Genomic DNA, 16,877 nt, shown 5'->3' with positions numbered 1-16,877 from the left:
TCGGTTCCCGTTGACGCGCGCTCGTTTGACTGCGGAATCGAACCCGCCCGCACCACCCGGAGCGTTCGATGCCGCTTCCGCGACGGCACGTGCCGTCCTGGCACATGTTGTCCCGGCACACGCTGTCCCGGCGTGGCCTGCTCGGTGGGCTCACCGGAGTCGGCGCGGCCACCGTCCTGCTCGGCACCGGTGCGCACGCGGTCGAGGCTCCCGCAGCCATGAGGCTGAGCGGCTACCCGTTCACCCTCGGCGTGGCCTCGGGGGACCCGTTACCGAACTCGGTGGTGTTGTGGACACGTCTGGCGCCGGAACCGCTCGCGCCGGACGGGCACGGCGGTATGCCGCGCCGGCCCGTCGCCGTGACGTGGCAACTGGCGCACGACGATCGATTCCAGCGGCTCGCCGCGTCCGGGACGGCGACCGCGACACCGGAACTGGGCCACTCCGTACACGCCGAGGTGTGGGGCCTGCAACCGGGCCGCGAGTACTACTACCGATTCATCGTGGGCGACGACGTCAGTGAGACCGGCCGGACGAAGACCGCCCCGGACTACCTGGGCACACCGGGGCAGGTCTCGCTCGCCTTCGCCAGCTGCGCGAGCTGGAACGACGGCTTCTTCACCGCCTATCAGCATCTCGCCGACGAGGATCTGGACGTCGTGCTCCACCTCGGGGACTACATCTACGAGCAGGGTATTCACCAGGACGGTCCGCGCCCCGAGGAGGTTCCGGCCACGATGCGGGAGGAGACCGTGACGTTGGCTCGGTACCGGCAGCAGTACGGGCTGTACAAGTCGGACGGGCATCTCAAGGCCGCCCACGCCGCGGCCCCGTGGATCGTCACCCTGGACGATCACGAGGTCGACAACGACTGGGCCGGTGACCACGCGGCCGACCCCGCAGAGGACGCGACGTTCGTCGGCCGCCGGGCGGCGGCGTTCCAGGCGTACTACGAGCACATGCCGCTGCGCGCGACGGCGACACCGCACGGACCCGACATGCGGCTCTACCGCCGCCTGCGCTACGGCGAGCTCATCGACCTGAGCGTGCTCGACACCCGCCAGTACCGCGACGTGCAGGCGGGTGGACACGAGCCCGAACCTCCGAACGAGGACAGCGCCGACCCGTCCCGCTCGATGCTGGGCCTCGACCAGGAGAAGTGGCTGCTGGCCAACTTCGCCCAGTCCCGGGCCCGCTGGCAGGTGCTGGCCCAGCAGGCTCCCATGGCACGGACCAACGTCGACGACAGCGGCGGCCTCGCCGTCTTTATGGACCCGTGGGACGGTTACGACGCCACCCGTCGGAGAGTGCTCGACGGTGCCCATGACCGTGGTGCGAACGACCTAGTGGTGCTCACCGGCGACCGCCACCGCCATCACGCCAGTGACCTCAAGGCGAACTACGACGACCCGGACGCGCCGACTCTGGCGAGCGAGCTCATCTGCTCCTCGATCACCTCCGGCGGGGACGGCGGGGACACCGACGAATACGTCCGGGCCGCGTTGGCCGCCAACCCGCACATGCACTTCGCGAACGCCCGCCGCGGCTATGTCCGGTGTGTCGTCACCCCCGACTACTGGTTGACGGACTTCCGTGTGGTCCCCGCCGTCACCGAACCGGACGCCCCGGTACGCACCCGAGCCTCGTTCGTCGTCGAGCACGGACGGCCCGGAGTGCAGGCGGACAGCGCCGGCCCTCCCGTCTGAGTGGCCTACTCGCCACAATGGGACGATGACGACGGCGGAGGGGATCATCACCGTGATCCCCGCCAACGAGGCCTCCTGGGACGACATCCAGGCCGTTCTCGGTACGCGGGGCACCGGCGCGCTGTGCCAGTGCCAGCGCTACAAGCTCGCGCCGGGGGAGTCGTTCGCCGGCTCTCCCGCTGAGGAGCGGGCACATCGCCTGCGGGAGCAGACCGACACCGGTCATCCGGAGTCCTCGACGACGAGCGGTCTTCTCGCCTATCTGGGCGGTCTGCCGGTCGGCTGGTGCGCCGTCGAGCCACGTCCGCACTACACCGGACTGATCCGCGCCTTCCGCGTTCCGTGGGAAGGGCGCTTCGAGGATCCAACCGACCCGGATGTGTGGGCATTGACCTGCGTCTTCGCCCGCGCACGGTACCGGCGGCGGGGTGTGAGCCGGGCCCTGGTGCGCGCCGCGGTCGAGTACGCGCGGCAACGCGGCGCCCGGGCGCTCGAGGGGTACCCGATGACGACCACGCGCGCGATCGCCGAGGAACTGCATGTCGGTACGGTGCGGACGTTCGCCGAGGCCGGCTTCCGCGAGGTCAGCCACCCCACACCACGGAGCGTCGTGATGCGCATCGACTTCTGACTGCCTGGGGTGGTTCGGCCAGTCACCCCGGCCGATCGGTCACGAGAGCATCCGGTCCGTGCTGCTCGTCGGAGTAGCGCACGGTGCGACCGGTACGGGGCAGTGCCATCGGCACGACCCACCGCAATCGGCCACCGCGCCACAGCAGTGTCAGCGCGACGGCTGCCGCCGCGGAACCGGCCAGCCCGTAACCGAGGTCGGAGAGCGTGTCCGGGTACACGGTGACGGCGTCCGGGGACGCGGCGAGGAACGCGAAGTATTCGGCGACCTCCCACACGATGGCGGCGCTCGCGCCGAAGGCGACGGCACGTTCCAGCACGGGCAGCAGGGCACGGGCAGGCCAGCGGGTCAGCAGCACCAGGGCGGCAGCCAGTAGGCCGGTGTTCACCAGATGCATGACGTCGTCGAACCAGGCCACGGTGTCGTACAGGTTGAGCCGGTTACCCAGCAGATCGGCCGCGCAGACCGTCGTGACAAGCAGGTCCGCAAGCCACGGGAACGGGCGGTCACGCCACCACATCGCCCAGGCCGCCGGAACGGCCCCGGCCAGCAGGGGATAGGTCGCGGCACGCAGCTCACCGGCCTTGCCACGGAGGTAGAAACCGTCCTGGTCGATGACGACGCCGACCACGAGCGCAGCGAGCAGCACCGTGACCCCGACGTCCGCGGCCACGACGGCGCGTGGGCTCCGCGCAGCGGCCGTGGACATCGTGACTCCTCAACTCGTGGCCGGACTGACGCGGCGACGTCGCACCATTTTCGCACCGTGAGCGCTGAGGGGCGATCTCGCGCCCAGTACCGGAGTGTCACGCGTGGCGGCGCGCACCGGCGGTGGCGGCGGCCGCGGCGGACATCACACGCGTCGGACTGCCGCGCAGACCCGATGTGGGGGCAGGCTGGACTCGTGACTGTGCGTGCACGTGGCCGGCTCGGGCCGGGCGTCGCGTTCTGGATCGTGGGTGCCACCTTCGCCGTCGTGATGGCGTTCTCGACGGTGCCCACGCCGCTGTGGCCCCTGTACCAGCGCGCGGACGGATTCTCCACGGTCATGGTGACCGTCGCCTTCTCGGCCTATGCCGTCGGCGTGCTGATCGCGTTGTTCCTGGCCGGGCACGTGTCCGACTGGGTGGGTCGACGGACTGCCCTGGTGCCCGCCGTCGTCCTCGAGCTCGTCTCGGCGGGGCTCTTCCTCGCCTCGCACGAACTGTGGGTGCTGCTGATCGCCCGGACGATCTGCGGGCTCGGCGTCGGCATGACGACGGCGACGGCGACGGCCTACCTCGCCGAGCTCCACGAACGTGACCGTCCCGGATCGCGATCACCACGCCCCGGCCACGTGGCCACGGGCGCCAATCTCGGTGGTCTCGGCGCCGGCGCACTCGTCTCCGGCGTCATCGCCCAGGTGTTCCCTGGCCCGTTGACGACGACATACGCGGTCTTCACCGGGCTGCTCTGTCTCTGCCTGGTCGCTCTTGCCGTGGTTCCCGAGACCGTGCCCACGTCGCGCGGCTGGCGTTACCGCCCGCAGACGGTGATCGTGCCGGCCGGGGCCCGCGCGCGGTACGCGGTCGTGGCCGCCGCCGCGTTCGTCGCCTTCGCGCTCTTCGGGCTGTTCACCTCGCTCGGGCCGAAGATCCTCACCGACGCACTCGGCGTCTCCTCGCTCGCCTCGACGGGTGCGCTGGCCGCGGCCGTGTTCGTCTGCGCGGTCCTCGGACAGTTGGCCACCGGGAGCTGGGCGGCCCCTCGCCAGGTCACCGTCGGGCTCGGCCTGCTGTTCGTCGGGCTGGCCCTCATCGTGCTGGCCGGCGTGACGGGGACGGCCCTGTGGTTCGCGGCCGGCGGCACGATCGGTGGGGCGGGCGCCGGTATCACCTTCAAGGGAGCGACGCAGACCGCCGGCGCGCTGGCCGATCCGGCGCACCGCGGCGAATCGCTGGCCGGGATCTTTCTCACGGCATACGTGGGCATCTTCGTCCCGGTCGTGGGCCTGGGTGCCACGGCGCAGGCCATTGCGCTGGAGGCTGCCGTCGCCACGTTCGCCGGTGTCCTGCTGGCCTGCCTCGTGGCCATCGGCGTCGCGGCCCGCAGGACGTTGCGGTAGGGCAGCAGCGGCGCGGGACTGCTCAACGGGTGGTACGACGGCCTGCCGAGTAGGCATTTCGCGCCAGGGGAAGGCACAGTGCTGGTATGGGCATTCAGGACGCCGTGCTGAGCCGGTTCGTCCGCGGCGGCGAGGACTGGACGCCGGTCACCGGGGGTGAGTCGCGGGCGGCAGTGCTGCGCAGCCCGGACGGAGCCTCGTTCGCGAAGGTCGTCGGCGCCGCCGCAGCCGAGGAGCTGGCGGGGGAGAGGGACCGCATCGAGTGGTGGCACGCCACCGGCCTCGCCGGTCCGGCCGTGCTGGACTGGTCGAGCGATGACGACGGCGCCTGCCTCGTCATGTCGGCCGTTCCGGGCGTCACGGCGGACCGTCTCGACCTCGATGGCCTGTCCGCGGTATGGCCGCACCTGGCGGAGACCGTCCGGGACATTCACGAGGTCTCGCCCGATCGGTGTCCCTTTCGGCGCGACCTTCCGGCCATGATGCAGCGGGCGCGCGACGTCGTCGGGCAGGACCGTGTGGTGCCGGACTACCTGCCTCAAGGCTGGCGCGACCGGCCAGCGCAGGACCTGCTCGACCGGCTCGAGACCGAGTATCCGGACCGTCTCGGCGACGAACGGCAGGAAGCTGTGGTCTGCCACGGTGATCTCTGTCTACCGAACATCGTCGTCGACACCGAGACCTCGCGCGTGAGCGGATTCGTCGACCTCGGCCGCGTCGGCCTTGCCGACCCGTACGCCGACATCGCGCTCCTGCTCGCCAGCGCCCGGGAGGTATGGCCGGACGAGGACGCCGGACGTGGCGCGGACGCGGTCTTCGCCACCCGGTACGGCGAGACGCTCGACGGCGCGCGCCAGTTGTTCTACCTCGAGCTGGACCCCCTGACCTGGTACGCCTAGTCTCGCGCTCGTGGCCGCCCGACCAGCAGAGGAGCAACGGCTGCGGGACCTGGCGCGACTGCGGCAGGTCCGCGACCGGATCGATCGCGAGTACGCCCGGCCGCTGAACGTCGAGGCGCTCGCCGGTGCCGCGCACATGTCCGCCGGTCACCTCAGCCGGGAGTTCAAGAAGGCTTACGGCGAGTCGCCGTACTCCTACCTGATGACGCGGCGCATCGAACGGGCCATGACATTGCTGCGGCGCGGCGAGATGAGCGTGACCGACGTGTGCTTCGCCGTCGGCTGCTCCTCGCTCGGGACGTTCACCACGCGGTTCACCGAGCTGGTGGGGATCTCGCCCGGCGCCTACCGCCGCGCAGGTGACGACGCCGTGGCCGGGATTCCGCCGTGCATGGCCAAGCGGGTCACCAGACCGGTCAGGAATCGAGAAGTCCTGCCGGCCGGTCACGACTAGCTTGTGGCGCATGGACATCACGATTCACGCCAGTTTCCTTCCGCACACCGACCCGGAGGCGTCATTGAGGTTCTACCGGGACGCCCTGGGTTTCGAGGTCCGCAAGGACGTCGGCTACGAGAACATGCGCTGGCTCACCGTCGGGCCACCGTCCCGGCCGGACACCAACATCGTCCTCTACCCGCCGACGGCGGATCCGGGCATCACCGAGGAGGAAGGCCGGGTCATCACCGAGATGATCGCCAAAGGGACGTTCGCCAGCATCATGCTTGCCACCGGTGACGTCGACGCCGCGTTCGAGCAGATTCAGGCCACCGGGGCCGAAGTCCTGCAGGAACCCACGGACCAGGACTGGGGCATGCGGGACTGCGCCTTCCGCGACCCCGCCGGCAACACGGTCCGCCTCCAGCAGGTCCCGTGAACGTGCCGATAACCCAGCCACGCACCCCTGAGCAACGCCGACGCGACACCGAGCACCGTCTCGCGAACGACGTCGACTGCTGGGTCGCCAGCGCCTCCGATGACGCCGCGTACCTCATCCCCCTGTCGTTCTCATGGGACGGACGGACACTGCTGCTGGCCATGGCCAGGAGTCAACGGACCGGAGCCAACCTCGCGAAGAACCCGACCGTCCGGATCGCGCTCGGAGCCACACGCGATGTCGTCCTTATCGACGGCGACGTCGACATTCTCGGGATCGACGAGCTCCCGCCCGAGGAGGGCGACAGGTTCGCCGCCCGATGCGGCTTCGATCCGCGCTCGCTCGCGGGATACTCGTGGTTCCGGGTGACTCCGAGGAGGATCCAGGCCTGGCGCGAGGAGGACGAGCTCTCCGGCCGCGACCTCATGCGCGCGGGCCGGTGGCTGGTCTGACCGATCGAGAGACGAAGCGAGACGAGCATGGTTGCACCGACTGAACAGGCGCCGCCGGCGGCGCACCCCGCGGACCGTCACGACCTCATCCGGGTCCACGGCGCCCGAGAGAACAACCTCAAAAACATCGACGTCGAAATCCCCAAGCGACGGCTGACCGTCTTCACCGGCGTCTCCGGCTCGGGAAAATCATCGCTGGTCTTCGCCACCGTCGCCGCCGAGTCGCGGCGGATGATCAACGAGACCTACAGCGCCTTCCTCCAGGGGTTCATGCCCACGCAGGCACGTCCCGACGTCGACGTCCTCGAGGGCCTGACCACGGCGATCATCGTCGACCAGGAGCGGATGGGCGCGAATCCGCGCTCGACCGTGGGCACCGCGACGGACGCCAACGCGCTCCTGCGGATCCTGTTCAGCAGGCTCGGGCAGCCGCACATCGGATCCCCGCAGGCGTTCTCCTTCAACGTCGCCTCCATCAGCGGCGCCGGTGCCGTGTCCTTCGAGAAGGGCGGCAGGCAGGTCAAGGAACGACGCGACTTCCAGATCACCGGCGGCATGTGCCCGGCGTGCGAGGGCACCGGGCGAGTCACCGACTTCGACCGCAGCGCGCTGTACGACGAGACGAAATCCCTCAGCGAGGGAGCGCTGAACGTCCCCGGGTTCAGTATGGACGGCTGGTACGGCCGCGTCTTCGCCGGCGCCGGGTTCGATATGGACAAGCCGATCGGCCGTTACAGCCGGCGCGAGCTTGACGACCTGCTGTACAAGGAGCCGACCAAGGTCAAGGTCGAGGGCGTCAACCTCACCTTCGAAGGACTGATCCCCAAGATCCAGAAGTCGATGCTGTCCAAGGACCGCGAGGCGATGCAGCCCCACATCCGCCGGTTCGTCGACCACGCGGTCACCTTCGCCACCTGCCCGGAGTGCGACGGCACCCGCCTGAACGAGGGCGCGCGCTCGTCACGGATCGACGGACTGAACATCGCGGACGCGTGCGCCATGCAGATCACCGATCTGGCCGAGTGGGTTCGAGGCCTCGACGAGCCCTCGGTCGGACCGCTGCTGACCACGCTGGGGGAGACCCTGGACAACTTCGTCGAGATCGGCCTGGGTTACCTCAGCCTGGACCGGCCGGCCGGAACGCTCTCCGGGGGTGAGGCGCAGCGGACGAAGATGATCCGCCACCTGGGGTCGGCACTGACCGACGTCACGTACGTCTTCGACGAACCCACGATCGGCCTACACCCGCACGACATCCAGCGGATGAACAACCTGTTGCTCCGGCTGCGGGACAAGGGCAACACCGTCCTGGTCGTCGAGCACAAGCCCGAGACGATCGCGATCGCGGATCACGTCGTCGACCTGGGCCCGGGCGCCGGAACCGAAGGCGGGAGTGTGTGCTTCGAGGGGAGCGTGGAAGGTCTGCGGACCAGCGATACGCTCACCGGCCGCCATCTGGGGGACCGGGCCGCTCTCAAGGAGATCGTCCGGACGCCGACCGGGGCCCTGGAGATCCGTGGCGCGGAGCAGAACAACCTCCGCGGTGTCGACGTCGATATCCCCACCGGGGTGCTCACCGTCGTCACGGGCGTGGCCGGGTCCGGCAAGAGCTCGCTGATCCACGGGAACCTGGCCGGACGGGAAGGCGTCGTGGTGATCGACCAGTCCGGCATCAGGGGGTCCAGGCGCTCGAACCCCGCCACCTACACCGGACTCCTCGAGCCGATCCGCAAGGCATTCGCGAAGGCCAACGGCGTCAAGCCCGCACTGTTCAGCGCCAACTCCGAGGGTGCCTGCCCCACCTGCAACGGCAACGGCGTGGTCTACACCGAGCTCGGCGTCATGGAGACGGTCGCCACCACGTGCGAGGAGTGCGAGGGGCGCCGCTTCCAGGCTTCCGTGCTGGAGTACACGCTCGGCGAGGGGGACGGCGCGCGTGACATCAGCCAGGTCCTGGCCATGTCCGTCGCCGAGGCCGAGGAGTTCTTCGGCACCGGCCCGGCCCGGACGCCGGCGGCGCACAAGATCCTCGACCGGCTCGCCGACGTCGGCCTGGGCTACCTCACGCTCGGCCAGCCGCTGACGACCCTCTCCGGCGGCGAGCGGCAACGGCTCAAGCTGGCGACACACATGGGGGAGACCGGCGGCGTCTACATCCTCGACGAGCCGACCACCGGACTGCACCTCGCGGACGTGGAGAACCTCCTCGCACTGCTCGACCGGCTCGTCGACGCGGGGCGGTCGGTGATCGTCATCGAGCACCATCAGGCGGTCATGGCACACGGTGACTGGATCATCGATCTCGGCCCCGGGGCCGGTCATGACGGTGGCCGGGTGGTGTTCGAGGGCACGCCGGCCGAGCTCGTCGCTGCCCGGCCCACCCTGACCGGCGAGCACCTCGCGGAGTACGTGACAGGCTGACGTCCCCGTCGACCTCTCCGCGTCACCCGGCGTCGTCATTCGTTCGGTGGATGACGACGCCGGAGGATCGTGCCGAGCATCGGGAGATGGAAACCGCGCCCTCGTCCCGGGCTCTGCGCATCGGCTCGACGCTGTGGCTGGCGCAGCCCGTCTACCTTCTGGTCGAACTGCTCGCCACCGGGCTCTCCAGGGCGCCGTACAGCCTGCTGCACAACACCATCAGCGACCTGGGGGCGACCACGTGCACGACGATCCCGTATCCGGCTGAGGACGTCCCGGTGTGCTCGCCGTTGCACACTGTGGTGAACGCCTCGTTCGTGGTGTTCGGGCTTGCCATGGCGGTGGGAGCGGTGCTGCTGCGGCGCGTGCTTCCGCGGGGTCGGACGACGACGGCGGCCGTGGTGGCGTGGGTCATCGCGGGCGCGTCGTCGATCGGAAGCGGCCTGACTCCGCTCGACCAGATGCTCACCCTGCATGCTCTGGTCTCGGCCCCGGGCATCGTCCTGAGCGGAGCGGCGATGGTGCTCACCGGGGCGGCGGTGATTCGTTCGCGACGGTCCGGGGCGTGGTGGCTGATCGTGATGGGGGCGTTGAGCGCCGCGGCCGGACTGCTCATGCTCGTGCGGCTCGAGGTGCAATGGGGTGGCCTGATCGAGCGGCTCGCCCTGTGGCCGTCGTTCGTGGCGTGCGCATTCATCGCCCTGGACGTCGTGCGCCGTCCGGCGGTGGTCCCAGTGAACCTGTGACGGGAGCGGGCTCGGCCGGCGACAGGTCAGTGATCAGGCGTCGCCCGCCGGAGTGTCGCCTCCGGTCCGTCGCTGGTTGGCGAGGAACCGCGCCTTCTTCTGGCGATTGCCGCAGGTGTTCATCTCGCACCACCGACGGCTCCGACTTCGGCTGGTGTCGAAGAACGCCGCTCGACACGTCGGCGAGGCGCACAGGGCCATCCGCCCTTCGCGTTCACCGGTGAGTATGCCGATGGCGTCGGCGGCGATCACCGCCAGTGCGTCGGTGACACCGTCGAGCCGCCACTCGCGCCGGCCGTCGAGCGTCAGAACCGGCGCGGGCCGGCCCTGCGTGGTGCGGTCATTGATGGTCCGGACGGCCTGGGGCGGCAGCGGATGATCGCTCGCCCGCGCCGTCGCCGCGGCATGGATCGCCTCCCGTAGCTGCCGGGCGAGCGTGAACTCGTCGGTGGTGCAGGAGCCCACCGGGAGGCCGTTCACGGCGAGCCAGTCGAGCAGGCGCTGCGGCGTCGGGATCCGTTCGACTGGGTCCCCACGACGTTCGGTCAACGTTGCCGTGAAGCTGGTCGACAACACGCTACCGAGGCGGAACTCGGGGAGGCGGTCAGGCATGGAACCACCTTAGCCGGTTGCGCAGCATGCCGTGCGCCTGCTAGAACCGGCATAGCTGGTTCACAGAGTACGTGGCCGGCCCCACTGTCAGGAGGACACATGCCACGCCCGACCGACGACGTGCACCCGTTCGACGCCCGCGCCACCGACTCCGACCTGGAAGATCTGCGAGCCAGGATCGCCGCGGCGCGGCTCCCGGAGCCGGAGACGGTCTACCGTCCCGCGCCCGATCCGCGGCGCTGGGACCAGGGGGTTCCGCTCGGTGACCTCGCGGCGGTCCTGGACCACTGGCGCACCGCGTATGACTGGCGCAGGTTCGAGCGTCGTCTGCGGGAGATCGGCCAGTTCCGCACGGTCATCGACGGCCTGGGGATCCATTTTCTTCACCGCCCCTCACCCCGACCCGATGCCACGGCGCTGATCCTCACGCATGGCTGGCCGGGAAGCGTGGCGGAGTTCACCGCCGTCGTCGACCAGTTGGCGGACCCGGCGGATCCTGCGGCGCCGGCCTTCCATGTGGTCGTCCCATCGCTGCCGGGTTTCGGCTACAGCGACAAGCCGGCCGTGACCGGCTGGGGCACCGAGAAGATCGCGGCGGCCTGGGTGGACCTGATGAATCGGCTCGGGTACGACACGTTTCTCGCCCACGGCGGCGACTGGGGAGGGAACATCACGACGATCCTCGCCGGGCGGTACCCCGACCACGTTCTGGGGATCCACACCACGTTCGCGCAGGGACCTCCCGGACTGACGATGGACGGGCTCACGGACGCCGAGCGCACCTGGGCCGAGTCGACCCGCGACTTCTGGAGCAACCGCGCCGCGTACGCGAAGCAACAGGCGACCCGGCCGCAGACGATCGGGTACGCGCTCGTGGACTCACCGGCAGGGCTGCTCGCCTGGATGCTGGACAAGTTCGCCGAGTGGTCGGATACCGAGGACTCTGCGTTCGAGAGGATCCCGGTGGACCGGATCCTCGACGACGTCACGCTGTACTGGCTGACCCGGACCGCGGCCTCGGCGGCCCGGATCTACTACGAGAGTCACGATTCGCTCGACCCGGAACTGCGCGTGGACGTGCCGTCGGCCCTCACCATGTACCCGCGCGACCCCGAGAAGTGCCCGCGCCCGTGGGCCGAGCAGCGGTATCGCCGGATCGTCCGGTGGCACGAGCCCGAGGCCGGCGGTCACTTCCCGTCTCTGGAGGTACCCGGTGACTTCGTCGCAGATCTTCGGGAGGGGCTCGCGGCGGTGTTGGCTGCGCCGGCTCGGTGATCGCCGCGCTCGGAAGGGGCCGGGGCCGTCCTGAGCGCTAGCGGACCAGCAGGTCGGCGGCGATCTCGCGCGCCTCCATCAGCAGGCCGTGGCCGCTGATGCCCTGATGAGCGAACGCGCCCTCGAGGAGGAGGAACAGGTGCCGTGCCAGACGCTGTGGGTCGGCTGCGGCGGGGGAGTCCTCGGCGATGAGCACGCAGAGCTGCTCCTCGATGGATTGCTTGTGGTAGCGGATGACGGCGTAGGCCGGATGGTCGGGCGGTATCTCGGCCGCGGCGTTGAGGAACGCGCAGCCGCGGGTGATGGCGGGGGAGTCCTCGGCGTAGACGTCGAAGACGGTCAGGGCGCGGGGCGGGACAGCATCCGCCAGTCGGTCCTGGAGGTGCTGCCACCAACCGGAATGGCGATTCTGCAGATAGCTCGTGACGAGGGAGTCCTTGGAGCCGAAGTTGTTATACAGCGTGCGCTTCGTGACGCCGGACTCGGCGGCGATCGTGTCGACCCCGACGGCGTGGATCCCGTGGTCGTAGAACAGCTCTGAGGCAACCTCGAGGATCTGCCGTGCACCGGGCGTCAGATCGTCGATATCCGTTTCCTCGAAATTCACGCTCACCTCTTGCGTTCACAGGTCTGTGAAAGTACGTTGCTGCCGTAGGTTCACAGATCAGTGTAGGGGGTGTCGTGATGGTCCTGGTCAGCAAGCTGTGGGGTGCTATTCGGGAGGTTGCCGCCGCGGTGGATACGGCGAATGCCATGCGTCATGGCACACCGGTCTCCGAGGATGCGCGGCGTCGGTGCGCGCACCGGGAGCCGGACTATCACTCGCTGCTCGGCGCCTGAGCAGAGCTCAGCGAAGAGCGAGAGGGCGCGGCAGGGTGGCGACGCCCTGCCGCGCTTCTGTCTGACGTGTCGCCCGGCGACGACACCTCCTCGGGTCACGCCGTCGGTGGGGGAGTAGCGGCATGTAGCCGGTGATTGTGCCGGGCGATGACAGCGAAGCCAGGAATGAAGGCGGCGGGAGCGACGACCGCGACGCTCCACCAGGGCCAGCCCGTGGCGGCGGTCACGGCGGGCACGCCGGCGATGATGGCGCCCGCGCCGAGCGCGCGGAGGATTCGCGCGCCGAGTGCCGCGGGCGGATCGCGCCACCAGGACAGACGGCGAGACGCGTGTGTGTTGCTGATGCGCAGTTGCGCCAGGGTGGCGAGCAGGACGCCGCCACCGAACAGCAGCAGGCCCAGGACGGTCATGGCTTGGACGTTGCCACGACGCGGGATTGGTCGCAAGAAGCCGGTCAGGCAGGGCTCGCCCGTGGTGGCGTGAAGACGATGCTTTCGGTCCGGGCCGTCATGACCGGGCGGGCAGCACACAGAACTCGTTGCCGGACGGGTCGACGTAGACCCGCCAGGGCAGCTCGCCCCAGTCGGGGTGGAGTTCGTGTCCGCCGCGCTCGGCGATGCCGGCGGCGACCTCGTCCGCGTCGTCACCGGCCTCGAGCCGGATGTCGAGATGCAGTCGGTTCTTCGCCACACCCTTGGGCTCGGGCTCTGGGCAGAACTCGAGAAGCGGGCCGCGGCGGGAAGGGTGGCGAAGCGTCCGCGGGGCGACTCCCGGCGCATTCGTCCATCCGGTGAGCCAGGACCAGAACTCACTGTCGCGGACGGGGTCGGCCGAATCGAGGGGGAGTGCGGCGATCGGGCCGGTCCCGGTGTAGGCGTCCCGATGCTCCATGACGCAGAACGGGTTGCCCTCGGGATCGGCGAGAACCACCCACGGCACCTCACCCTGGCCGATGTCGACGTGCCGCGCACCGAGCGCGACGAGTCGTTCGACCACCTCGCCCTGACGGTCGCCGCCGAGCAGGTCGAGATGGAACCGCTGAGGCTCGGACGGCGGCGCGGGCACCCGCGCGAAGCACAGATCGAGGACGGGACCACCCTCGATCGTCATGCGTGTCTCGACGACGTCGGCCTCGTCGGTGAGGCGGTCACCGCCGACGGCCGCCTCCCAGAACCCGCCCAGTCGCCGTGGGTCGACGGCGTCGAAGATGAGGTTCTCCAGGTACATGGTCCCAACGTACGCGCCGGGGGAGTCGAGGCAGCCGTCGGTGGTAGAACGCCGCCACGTGCCATGCGAACGGGGCGTCGGCGATGCTGTGCATGTGAGGTATGTGTCCCGGGTGCCGCGAACGCCGCTGGACGGACTGATCGACGACATCTACTACCTGGCGGGCGAGCCGCCGTACGCTCGGTTGACGCTGCCGCCGTCGCCGGCGGCGTTTCTCGTCGTCAACCTCGGGACACCCTTCTGCATTCGGGCCGGTCCGGGCCTCGCGACGGAGGCGTACGCCGACGGCTGCGTGGTGACCGCGTCCACGCGCGCGGTGGAGTTCGGCTATCCACCCGGGACGCGCTCAGTCGGCGTGCACTTCAAACCGTGGGGACCCGCGGCATTCCTGCCGATTCCCGCGGCGGAGTTGTGTAACCGTCCGGTGACGGTCGAGCAGGTGTGGGGCGCGCCCGCCGTTGCGGAGCTGCGAGACCGGCTGGCCGCGGCGGGCGGACCGCAGGAGATGCTGACCATCCTCGAGGAGGAGCTCATGCAACGCCTGGGTGAGATTTCCGGGCTCGAGTTGGTTCGCCATATGGGCGACGTCATCGCGGCAACCCGCGGGGCGGTGCCGATCGGTGACCTGCGGGAGGCATCCGGTGTCAGCAGCACTCACCTGACCCAGACGTTCAAGAGACTGATCGGCGTCACGCCGAAGCGGCTGGCCCGCAGCTACCGCTTCATGGCCACCGTGTTCTCGATCGACCCGGCCGGACCGGTCGACTGGGCCGAGCTCGCCGCCGGCTCGGGCTACTACGACCAGGCGCACTTCGGCCACGAGTTCCGGACGTTCACCGGGCTCACCCCGACGCGATACCTCGAAGTGCGCCGGCAATTCCTCCGCGAGCATCCCGGCCACGCGCTGGACAGCTGGCCACTACCGGCCGATTGATTTTGTACAAGCGCTGCAGGGTCGCGCCTGCCTACCGTGCCAGGGCATCCCACAGGAAGGAACCCGCATGGGCACGGTGGTCATGTACAACGTGGTGTCAGTGGACGGCTTCATCGCCGATGAGCAGGACCGGCCCGGGCACCTCTTCGACTGGTACTTCAACGGTGATGTCCCGTTGGATGAGAGTGGCCAAATGACGGTCTCGCAGACGTCGTACGACTACACCAGACCGTACTGGGACCGGGTCGGGGTGACGATCGTCGGCCGTCACGTCTTCGACCTGACGAACGGGTGGGACGGGAAGCCTCCGGGTGGGGTCGACCACGTGGTCGTCGTGACGCACCGGCCGGAGCCCGACGGCTGGAATCCCGAGGGGGCTTATCACTTCGTCGACGGTGTCGAGGCGGCCATGGCCAAGGCGCAGGAGCTTGCGGGGGATCGGGTCGTCGAGGTGGCCGCCGGCGACGTGGGCGGACAGGTCCTGGCCGCCGGTCTGGTCGACGAGGTGCGGATGGACGTCGTGCCCGTGGTGTTCGGTTCCGGCAAGCGGTACTTCGGGTCGATCGACACACAGCACCTGCTGGACGATCCTGACGTGGTGACCCAGGGCGACCGTGTGCTCCACCTGCGTTATCGCGTGCGCCGATGATCGGTTGCACATGCAGATAGGCGCCGACGGTGTCGACTGACCGGACTGGGAGCCTCTAAGCCTTAGGTCTGATCCGATAAGGTACATTATGTCATTCTGCAGTCGGCGTAGTGCACCTGATGCATCACGCCGGTCCCCTGGGCGGCGAGCAGCCACAGGCCGGTCGGCCAAGGCTCTGCCCTGGACAGATGTCGCTGCGGACGGCGGGGTCAGGTGATGAATCGGCTAGGACAGTCTCGAAGTTGGGACAGAACTGATGTGAATGGGCTCTTCGGCTAGCCGATCGCATGCAGAACTAGCCGGAAGCTATCGACGAGCGTCGCCGGCTTGAGTCGACTGAGCGCGCCGTCGCGGTCAACCCACTCGTACGCGTTGTGCTCACCGGGCGCGAGCTGGACAGGAGTTCCCCAAGGAACCTGCAGGTAGTAGATGGCCCAAGCGACGTCATGGGTGCGGACCGGCGTGAGGTCGCCTGAGATCCCGGTCTCCTCGTCCAGTTCGCGGGCTGCCGTTGAATCGATGTCTTCCCCCGGCTCGCGGCACCCCGAAGGGAAGCCCCACGCCCAGTCACCGGCTTCGCCGACGGGAAACTCGGCGCTGTGAAGCAGCAGGAATCGCCGGCCTACTGGTGAGTCGCTGAAGACGGCGACCACGGCGCCGCCCGGAGTCGTCGCCGAACCGGTCACACGCCATGTCTACACGAGGCACCGAGCGCGACACACCATGATCCCCGGCGACGCGGCTATTCGCCTGTGCATCGCATCAGATAAATCATCTGGGGCACATGACAGCACTGCCCCACCGACACTCTCTGCACGCAGTGGGACTATTGCGCGCATGACACGGAACGGGACATCGGCCGCGGAGAGGTGCATCTTCTGCGCCATCGCGACCGGACACGCCGAGGCCAGTGTGGTGTACGAGGACGAGATCGTTGTGGCCTTTATGGACCTGAACCCCGTCACGCCCGGCCATCTTCTCGTCGTGCCACGCAAGCACGCGGTGGGCCTCGAAGACCTCGATCGAGTCATCGGTGCTCACGTTTGGTCGGTCGGTCATGACATGGCACGAGCGTTGCGACGCTCAGACATGGGCTGCGAGGGGATTAACGTCTTTGTCTGTGACGGCGAGGTCGCCTTTCAGACGGTCTTCCACTTCCACCTTCACGTCATCCCTCGCTACGCAGGAGACGGCTGGACCATCTGTCCCGAGTCGCAGGAGCGCGAGAGGTCGCTCCTCGACAGCGACGCGCAAGCGATCAAAGACGCCATCACGTCGACGCACTGACTGGTGACGTCCCCTCGTGCCTGGATGGAGTGCCAGGACGAGTCTGTCGCTCAGTCAGGTTCAGCGGCTCGCCTAGATTCACGAGCTCCTCACCGGCACCAGTAAGTCATTCCCCTACCGAGTCGCCGGCATGCTTCTGCTCCTCTACGCCCAGTCGGTAGTCAAGGTCGTTACCTTCCCGACCAGCATCGTCGACGACAGCGAGACGGGCATGAGCAT

The 16,877-nt window shown here is 69.0% G+C and carries 19 protein-coding genes; 13 read left to right on the top strand and 6 right to left on the bottom strand.

Going from position 1 to position 16,877, the window contains the following annotated elements; all coding sequences use genetic code 11:
• Positions 1-68 precede the first annotated feature (68 nt).
• A complete protein-coding gene (locus ACFSE6_RS08795; protein ID WP_388005210.1) occupies positions 69-1,706 on the top strand; it encodes an alkaline phosphatase D family protein in 1,638 nt (545 codons plus the stop codon).
• Positions 1,707-1,731: 25 nt separating this feature from the next.
• Positions 1,732-2,337 carry a GNAT family N-acetyltransferase gene (locus tag ACFSE6_RS08790; protein WP_388005207.1) on the top strand — a complete coding sequence of 202 codons (606 nt, stop codon included), beginning with the start codon at positions 1,732-1,734 and terminating at the stop codon, positions 2,335-2,337.
• Positions 2,338-2,359: 22 nt separating this feature from the next.
• Here ACFSE6_RS08790 and ACFSE6_RS08785 read toward each other — a convergent pair whose 3' ends face one another.
• Positions 2,360-3,046: a hypothetical protein gene (locus ACFSE6_RS08785; RefSeq protein ID WP_388005204.1), complete on the bottom strand. Its 687-nt coding sequence runs from the start codon at positions 3,044-3,046 to the stop codon at positions 2,360-2,362.
• Between the two features lie 195 nt (positions 3,047-3,241).
• Here ACFSE6_RS08785 and ACFSE6_RS08780 point away from each other — a divergent pair, with 195 nt between their 5' ends.
• The 7 genes from ACFSE6_RS08780 (at position 3,242) to ACFSE6_RS08750 (ending at position 9,834) form a co-directional block, all read left to right on the top strand.
• The gene (locus tag ACFSE6_RS08780; RefSeq protein ID WP_388005201.1) at positions 3,242-4,441 is read left to right on the top strand and encodes an MFS transporter; all 1,200 of its coding nucleotides are present in this window, start codon (positions 3,242-3,244) and stop codon (positions 4,439-4,441) included.
• Positions 4,442-4,527: 86 nt separating this feature from the next.
• Positions 4,528-5,340 (top strand): APH(3'') family aminoglycoside O-phosphotransferase, encoded by an 813-nt coding sequence (locus ACFSE6_RS08775; protein WP_388005198.1) that lies wholly within the window; start codon positions 4,528-4,530, stop codon positions 5,338-5,340.
• A gap of 10 nt (positions 5,341-5,350) precedes the next feature.
• On the top strand, positions 5,351-5,794 hold the full coding sequence (locus tag ACFSE6_RS08770; protein WP_388005195.1) for a helix-turn-helix transcriptional regulator: 444 nt from the start codon (positions 5,351-5,353) through the stop codon (positions 5,792-5,794).
• A 10-nt stretch (positions 5,795-5,804) separates the two neighbouring features.
• Positions 5,805-6,215, top strand: a complete 411-nt coding sequence (locus ACFSE6_RS08765; RefSeq protein ID WP_388005192.1) for a VOC family protein — start codon at positions 5,805-5,807, stop codon at positions 6,213-6,215.
• Positions 6,212-6,667, top strand: coding sequence for a pyridoxamine 5'-phosphate oxidase family protein (locus ACFSE6_RS08760; RefSeq protein ID WP_388005189.1), 456 nt, complete (start codon positions 6,212-6,214; stop codon positions 6,665-6,667). The genes ACFSE6_RS08765 and ACFSE6_RS08760 overlap by 4 nt, the downstream gene beginning before the upstream one ends.
• Positions 6,668-6,694: 27 nt before the next feature.
• Entirely contained in the window at positions 6,695-9,088 is a 2,394-nt protein-coding gene (locus tag ACFSE6_RS08755; RefSeq protein ID WP_388005186.1) for an ATP-binding cassette domain-containing protein, read from the top strand.
• Between the two features lie 86 nt (positions 9,089-9,174).
• Positions 9,175-9,834: a DUF998 domain-containing protein gene (locus ACFSE6_RS08750; protein WP_388005183.1), complete on the top strand. Its 660-nt coding sequence runs from the start codon at positions 9,175-9,177 to the stop codon at positions 9,832-9,834.
• A gap of 33 nt (positions 9,835-9,867) precedes the next feature.
• On the opposite strand, the gene ACFSE6_RS08745 is transcribed toward ACFSE6_RS08750, so the two are convergent.
• Positions 9,868-10,446: a CGNR zinc finger domain-containing protein gene (locus tag ACFSE6_RS08745; protein WP_388005180.1), complete on the bottom strand. Its 579-nt coding sequence runs from the start codon at positions 10,444-10,446 to the stop codon at positions 9,868-9,870.
• A 99-nt stretch (positions 10,447-10,545) separates the two neighbouring features.
• Here ACFSE6_RS08745 and ACFSE6_RS08740 point away from each other — a divergent pair, with 99 nt between their 5' ends.
• The gene (locus ACFSE6_RS08740) at positions 10,546-11,721 is read left to right on the top strand and encodes an epoxide hydrolase family protein (protein WP_388005177.1); all 1,176 of its coding nucleotides are present in this window, start codon (positions 10,546-10,548) and stop codon (positions 11,719-11,721) included.
• A 37-nt stretch (positions 11,722-11,758) separates the two neighbouring features.
• Here ACFSE6_RS08740 and ACFSE6_RS08735 read toward each other — a convergent pair whose 3' ends face one another.
• From ACFSE6_RS08735 to ACFSE6_RS08725, 3 genes are all read right to left on the bottom strand, one after another.
• Entirely contained in the window at positions 11,759-12,328 is a 570-nt protein-coding gene (locus tag ACFSE6_RS08735; protein ID WP_388005174.1) for a TetR/AcrR family transcriptional regulator, read from the bottom strand.
• 328 nt (positions 12,329-12,656) lie between these two features.
• Positions 12,657-12,971 carry a hypothetical protein gene (locus ACFSE6_RS08730; protein WP_388005171.1) on the bottom strand — a complete coding sequence of 105 codons (315 nt, stop codon included), beginning with the start codon at positions 12,969-12,971 and terminating at the stop codon, positions 12,657-12,659.
• Positions 12,972-13,068: 97 nt separating this feature from the next.
• Positions 13,069-13,788 carry a VOC family protein gene (locus tag ACFSE6_RS08725; RefSeq protein WP_388005168.1) on the bottom strand — a complete coding sequence of 240 codons (720 nt, stop codon included), beginning with the start codon at positions 13,786-13,788 and terminating at the stop codon, positions 13,069-13,071.
• 94 nt (positions 13,789-13,882) lie between these two features.
• Between ACFSE6_RS08725 and ACFSE6_RS08720 the strand changes: the two genes are divergently transcribed.
• Both ACFSE6_RS08720 and ACFSE6_RS08715 read left to right on the top strand, forming a co-directional pair.
• Positions 13,883-14,722 (top strand): helix-turn-helix domain-containing protein, encoded by an 840-nt coding sequence (locus ACFSE6_RS08720; RefSeq protein WP_388005165.1) that lies wholly within the window; start codon positions 13,883-13,885, stop codon positions 14,720-14,722.
• A 67-nt stretch (positions 14,723-14,789) separates the two neighbouring features.
• Positions 14,790-15,371: a dihydrofolate reductase family protein gene (locus ACFSE6_RS08715; RefSeq protein ID WP_388005162.1), complete on the top strand. Its 582-nt coding sequence runs from the start codon at positions 14,790-14,792 to the stop codon at positions 15,369-15,371.
• Positions 15,372-15,646: 275 nt separating this feature from the next.
• On the opposite strand, the gene ACFSE6_RS08710 is transcribed toward ACFSE6_RS08715, so the two are convergent.
• Positions 15,647-16,057, bottom strand: a complete 411-nt coding sequence (locus tag ACFSE6_RS08710; RefSeq protein WP_388005159.1) for an NUDIX domain-containing protein — start codon at positions 16,055-16,057, stop codon at positions 15,647-15,649.
• A 151-nt stretch (positions 16,058-16,208) separates the two neighbouring features.
• On the opposite strand from ACFSE6_RS08710, the gene ACFSE6_RS08705 reads away from it, so the two are divergent.
• Positions 16,209-16,658, top strand: a complete 450-nt coding sequence (locus ACFSE6_RS08705) for an HIT family protein (protein WP_388005156.1) — start codon at positions 16,209-16,211, stop codon at positions 16,656-16,658.
• The last annotated feature ends 219 nt before the right edge of the window (positions 16,659-16,877 follow it).

Origin of the sequence: Georgenia deserti (assembly GCF_042680605.1) — a bacterium.
GTDB classification, from domain to species: domain Bacteria; phylum Actinomycetota; class Actinomycetes; order Actinomycetales; family Actinomycetaceae; genus Allobogoriella; species Allobogoriella deserti.
Note: the sequence above shows the minus strand (reverse complement) of the source record. Positions and strands in the feature narration are given on the sequence as shown.